General features: G+C 69.8%; 4 protein-coding genes. All 4 read right to left on the bottom strand.

Features of this window, described 5'->3' with window-relative positions:
- The coding region (locus G3N94_RS39965) for a biotin/lipoyl-binding protein (protein WP_205799697.1) at positions 1-518 on the bottom strand (518 nt) is incomplete at its 3' end.
- Positions 518-2167, bottom strand: a complete 1650-nt coding sequence (locus G3N94_RS39960; RefSeq protein ID WP_205799696.1) for an efflux transporter outer membrane subunit — start codon at positions 2165-2167, stop codon at positions 518-520. The genes G3N94_RS39960 and G3N94_RS39965, both read right to left, overlap by 1 nt.
- A gap of 8 nt (positions 2168-2175) precedes the next feature.
- Positions 2176-3132, bottom strand: a complete 957-nt coding sequence (locus G3N94_RS39955; RefSeq protein WP_205799695.1) for a glycosyltransferase family 2 protein — start codon at positions 3130-3132, stop codon at positions 2176-2178.
- A 23-nt stretch (positions 3133-3155) separates the two neighbouring features.
- On the bottom strand, positions 3156-4431 hold a 1276-nt coding region (locus tag G3N94_RS39950), incomplete at its 5' end, for a DHA2 family efflux MFS transporter permease subunit (RefSeq protein WP_205799694.1).

The following is a 4431-nucleotide window of genomic DNA, read 5'->3' as shown; positions in this document are numbered from 1 at the left end:
GCCGCGCGGGCACGCGCAAGCTCCTCGGGCGCGACGATCTCGACCGACGCGCCTTCGCGCGCCGCCAGCGCGCGCTGCGCGAGCGCCAGGTCCGCGCGCCGCGCGTTCACGGCCTCGACGTATATCGTGGTCGAGATCTTCGCGTTCGCGACCTGCCGCACGGCCTGCGCGAGTTGCGCGTTCGCCTGCGCGAATGCGACGGCCGCCTCGGTGTTGTCGAGCCTCGCGAGCGTCTGCCCCGCATGCACGGCCTGGGTGTCGGCGACGAGCACGTCGGTCACGGTGCCCGCGGTCTGCGCGGCGACCTGCACGATGCTGCCCGCGACATACGCGTCGTCGGTGTCCTCGTAGTAGCGCTCGCGCAGCAGCCAGAACGCGAGCCAGACGAGCGCGGCCAGCAGCACGGCCGCGGCGAAGATCGTGAAGCGCTTGCGGCGCGTCGCCCGGCGCGGGTCGAGGGCGGCTTCGTCGGCAAGCGACGCGGGTTTCGTGGCGGTATGAAGGTTGTCGTGGTGCATCAGTTGCTTTGCGTAACGATCAGGCGGTCGTGCTGGAAGGTCGGTATTGCCGGGGTAGCAGACAGGCGTGCGCCGGCCGCCGCGGTGCCACGCTTCGCATGCCCGCCGCGCGCCGCGCGTGCCGAAGGCACCGATGCCGCCGCCGGCCCCGCGTCGAATCCGCCGCCAAGCGCGCCGATCAGCCCGACGCGCAGGGTCCGCTGCCGCCCGAGCAGGCCGATAAGCTGCGAGCGCTCGTCGACCAGCGTCAGGTCCGCAACGTCGACGTCCTTCTGCATCAGCACGCCGCGGCGATGGCGGTCCGTCGCGATCTGCACGATCTTCTGCGCGGCGGCCACCGCGTCCTGCTGCTGCGCGACGAGCGTCTGCGCGGTCTGCAGCGACGTGACGAGCTGCGCGACCTGCCCGAGCGCGTCGTCGACCGTCTTGTTGTACAGGCCGATCGCGACGTCCGCCTGCGCGACGTCCGCGCCGAGCTTCGCCTTCAGCCGGCCGCGATCGAAGACCGGCAACGAGATCGCAGGGCCGACCGAGCCGGCCAGCGCGTCGCGCGAGAACAGCGACGCGGGCGTGAGCGCGAACACGCCGCCGAGCGCGACGAGGTTCACGTCCGGGTAGAACTGCGCGCGCGTCGCATCGGCGTTCGCGAACGCGGCTTCGACGCGCAGCCGCGCGGCGACGATGTCGGGCCGGCGGCCAAGCAGGTCGGCCGGCAGCCGCGCGGGCAGCGCCGCATCACCAGTCTGGCCAGTCTGGCCGAACTGACCGACGCGAGGCCGCTGCAGCGCAAGCCCGCGCTCGGGCCCGCGTCCCGACAGCACGCCGAGCTGAAGCTGCGCGAGCTTGATCTGCTCGTCGTTCAGCGCGATCTGCGCGAACAGCCGGCTGCGCTTGATCGTCGCGTCGCTCGCGTCGTACGCATTGTCGAGGCCGCGCGCGGTGCGCTCGCGCAGCACGGCCGTCACGCGCTGGCTGATCGTCAGCTTCTGCTGCAACAGCTCGCGCACCGCATATGCTTCGTCGAGCTGACAATAGACGGTGACGATCGCGACCGTCAGCGTGAGCCGCACCTGTTCGGCCTCGACCCGCGCCGCGTCGCGCAGCGACATCAGGCTCTTCGTCGCGGCCCGGTTCTTCCCCCACAGGTCGAGCTGGTAGTTCAGCCCGACGAACACCGACGACGGCGACACCACCGGATCGCCGAAGATCTCGACCGGCACGCGATAGCCGCCCACCGACACGTCGGCGACGTTGTCGCCCGGCTTCGGCATCCGCGCACGGCTGACGGTCGCGCCGGCGGTGCCCGTCAGGCCCGTCAGCGAATCGAACTGCTGCAACTGCGCCTGCGCGATCCGCAGCCGCGCCTGCGCGACCTGCAGGTCCGGGTTGTTCCGCGACGCGTCGGCGACCAGTTCGTCGAGCTGCGGGTCCCGCAACTGCTTCACCCAGTCGGGCGCGGGCCACGCACCGTCCGCGCCGGCGCCGGCCGTGCGCGCGAGCGCGTCGTCGGCCGGCTTGTGCAGCGACAGCGAAGGCAGGAACCCCGACGGCGCGCAGCCGCCGAGCGCAAGCAGCGCCGCCATCGCCGATACCGTCCAGCGGCGTTTCCCGCCACCGTGGAAACCGGTCAACTCCTTCAAACCTCGCATCGCGCCCCTCACCGCTGCTGAACGTGCTGTACGCGCCGAACGTGCTGTATGCGCGCGGCGAGACGCGGCCGCGTGTGCTCGAGCGGGCCGAGCCGGCCGAACAGGCCGTCCGCGATGCCGAACAGGATGCCCGCGAGCTTCGCGCGCTTGTCGCGCTCGACGAGCGCGATCTGCACGATCTGCCACAGCGTCAGCAGGTTCGGCACGATCGCCACCGGAAAGCGCAGCCCGTACTGCATGCCGAGCTGCACCGCATTGCGTGCGCTGTAATAGCGCCGTTGCCACGGATGATTCATCGACGTCATTTCGAAAGGGCCGAACGCATGGCGTTGCTTTGCGCCGATCCGGTGCGGCAGCACCAGCGACGGCACGACATAGAGCGGCACGTTGCGCGCGAGTGCGCGGAAGCTGTATTCGGTATCGACGTGATCGATGAACAGCGTTTCGTCGAAACGGCCGAGCACGTCGAACGCGGCGCGCGACACAACGCAGCCCGACGAGATCAGGAATGCGCAGCGCTGCAGCGCGGCGCCCTGCTCGATGCGCAGCCGGCGCAGCATCAGGCCGTTGGTCGACAGCTCGGGCAGAAAGCTGCGCGCGTTCTCGTCGAAGATGCGCGGCCCCACGAGAAACGCGCGTGGCGCGAGGCCTGCGCACACATCGCGCATCGCCGGGAAGAACGCCGCCGGGATCGCCGAATCCTGGTCGAACAGCGCGACCGCGTCGACATGCTCGCGAAACAGCGCGGCGAGCCCCGCGTTGTACGCGCCCGCAATGCCGCCGCGATTGCCGTGATGCAACAGCGCGATGCCGTCGCGCGCGCACACGTCGCGCGCGCGCGGGTCAGGCTCCGGCGTGTTGTCGACGACGAGCAGCGCGTCGCACGCGTGCCGCAATGCACCGAGCCCCGCGAGCTGCGCGTCGGTCGGGTGGTAGAGAATCACGAGCGCGCCGAGTGCCGCCATGTTGCCTCCGGGGAAACTGCCGTCTAATGACCGAAGGACGCCGCGGCGCCCCGCTTCGGCCGCGTGAGCCACATCATCGCGGCGAGCACGACGCACGTGATGCTCGCCATCCGGAACATGTCGCCGGTCGCCATCATGTATGCCTGCTGCAGCACGATCTGGTGCAGCGTCGTCAGTTCGCGCGTGCCGTCGATGCCCATCGCGTTGAGCGTGTGCACGAAGCGCTGCGTGTTCGCCGACGCGTGCGTGACCGCTTGCGACACGACGTCGTAGTGATAGGTCGCGCGGTTGTCCCACAGCGTCACGCTCATCGCGGTACCGAACGCGGCCGACAGCGTGCGCAGGAAGTTCGACAGGCTCGACGCGGCCGCGAGCTTGTCGTCGGGAATGCGCGACAGCGTCGCCGCGGTCAGCGGGATGAAGAAGCATGGCAGCCCGATCCCCTGGATCAGCCCGGGCGTGACGATCTGCGTGAATGTCATCTTCAGCGTGAAGTGCGCGTCCCATGCGAGCACGCCGGCAAACACGAGAAAGCCGAAGGTTGCGAGCACGCGCGCATCGAAGCGGTGCGCATGCAGCCCGACGAGGATCGAGAACACCAGCGCGAGGATGCCGAGCGGCGCAGTTGCGAGCCCCGCATGGAACGCGTTGTAGCCCATCACCGCCTGCAGCCACAGCGGGAACACCACGCCGACCACCGAGAAGCTCATCATCCCGAGCGAGATGATCAGCACGCAGAACGAAAACGTGCGATCCCAAAACAGGCTCAGATCGACGACCGGATGCGCTTCGCCCGCCTCCCAGATCAGCAGCGACACGATGGAAAGCCCCGCGACGACCGCGAGCGTGACGATCAGCGGCGAGCCGAACCAGCCTTCGTCGTGGCCGAGATCGAGCATCGCCTGCAGCGCGCCGACGCCGATCACGAGCAGCACGATGCCCGGCACGTCGATCGGGCCGGCCGCGCCGCGCTGCGCGTCGGGCCGCAGCATCGCGGTGCAGACCGCGAACGAGAAGATGCCGATCGGCAGGTTGATCAGGAAGATCCACGGCCACGAGAAGCTGTCGATGATCCAGCCGCCGACCACCGGCCCGAAGATCGGCGCGAGCAGCACCGTCATCGCCCACAGCGCGAGCGCGACCGTGCGCCTGGCCGGCGGGAACGTGCGCAGCAGGATCGTCTGCGACAGCGGCACCATCGGCCCCGACACGAGCCCCTGCAGCAGCCGGAACGCGATCAGCGTCTCGAAGTTGGTCGCGAGGCCGCACAGCGCGGACGCGATCGTGAACGCGAGCACC

The sequence above is a fragment of the Burkholderia sp. Ac-20353 genome, assembly GCF_017104785.1.
Classification (GTDB): domain Bacteria; phylum Pseudomonadota; class Gammaproteobacteria; order Burkholderiales; family Burkholderiaceae; genus Burkholderia.
The sequence above is the reverse complement of the archived record's forward strand: the minus strand, read 5'-3'. Positions and strand labels throughout refer to the sequence as shown.